The sequence below is a fragment of the Pseudoalteromonas sp. NZS100_1 genome, assembly GCF_015864285.1.
Lineage (GTDB): Bacteria > Pseudomonadota > Gammaproteobacteria > Enterobacterales > Alteromonadaceae > Pseudoalteromonas > Pseudoalteromonas arctica.
This window is the reverse complement of record NZ_JADYXN010000085.1, coordinates 1-1,330: the sequence shown is the minus strand read 5'-3', so window position 1 is coordinate 1,330 and position 1,330 is coordinate 1. Positions and strand designations below refer to the sequence as shown.

Genomic DNA, 1,330 nt, shown 5'->3' with positions numbered 1-1,330 from the left:
AATATAAAGTAAAGCGTTTATTGATTCAACTTTTTATCGGCTTTCCGTGAGACTGTTTAAGTTTCAGAGTCCATGATGCTTTAACAATCAAAAAAAGGAACTTAAACAGAGCACCTTAAAGTGCCTCTGTTTATTAAAGGAATCTGATGCAAAATAATGACTACCTAGCCGTTGATATTATGCCTAAAAAAAAGCGGTTTAATTGTTTTTTTTACCCTGAGAGATTAAATAGTCTTAAAGAAAAGTTTAAAGGCTTATGTTACTTGTATGACCTGACCTCTAAAAAGCAGAAAGTTATACAAAAGCACCCAGAACGATATAAAGTAGAAATGTGCGGAAATAGTCCAGCTAGAGCTGTACTTTTTGGTCCTGTAATTATAGGGGCTGTTTTGAGTCTTGTGACTTTAATAAGTGTTTTATCTCTACCTATTTACGAAGAGGGTGAAAAATTTCAATGGTGGATACCTATACTTACTTTTTCTTGGAACCTGTTTTTTCTTAATTTATTACCAATAACAGACAGTTACATCCCCAAAAAACAAATATACTTTGATAGACAAAAGCAGCTAGTAGGCTTTACTTATCCAATCCCTGGTTGCGAAGCACGTGATGAGCAGGGTAATTGTTGTTTTAAGTGGGCTGATATTGTATGCCATTTAGATATGGTTGCAACACGCCCGGGTGTAATGGGATTTGTACCCTATATAAGCCATGTTGATGAGAATAAATACCCTGACACTAAAATTGTTGTGCAAGTGCCGGATAACTCAAATAACCCAATGAACTGTTATTTATATTGGGAGCGTGTAGTGCGCTTTATGGACAACAACCAACCACTTCCTGATGTACCTGAGTATGAAAACTACCGACACCTTGATGAACCAACCGCTGAATTTGATAAAAAAAATGACAGACCTAATAAATTTTGGAGCGACTTTTCACTTGCTCAACAAGTCGAAATATGGCAAAAGTTTAATAAAGAGGCTGCTCATTTTAATTGGCTCAGAGCGACACCTAACGAAGAAATAACCAAACCTTGGCTACATTTTAAAGGTGAGCCTGAGCGTATTGAAAAACTAACCTGGAAATACAAAGCAAAGCGTTTAGCACTGCAGTTGTTTATGGGCATACCTTAAGCGCATTATAAAAGCCACTTTATAACTTAAAGGAAGTTTGAGCTTGAGCTATACATAGTTTGAGTTTGCTAAAGGAGTATATTTTTAATTATAAGTACTTAGGCGGCTCGCAGTCTAAAAAATAATCTTCAATCAATTCTACGAAGAATGTTAAACGGTTTGTGTATTTTAGTTAATTGACAATATGACATCTT

General features: G+C 35.4%; 1 protein-coding gene. It reads left to right on the top strand.

The window, feature by feature from the left end; all coding sequences use genetic code 11:
* Positions 1-146 precede the first annotated feature (146 nt).
* Complete coding sequence (locus tag I6F66_RS20600) at positions 147-1,136, top strand: hypothetical protein (RefSeq protein ID WP_197209672.1); 990 nt, start codon at positions 147-149, stop codon at positions 1,134-1,136.
* Positions 1,137-1,330: the final 194 nt, after the last annotated feature.

Coding starts and splice junctions, on each gene's coding strand:
- I6F66_RS20600 (WP_197209672.1), top strand. CDS start 147: ATGCAAAATAATGACTACCTAGCCGTTGATATTATGCCTAAAAAAAAG.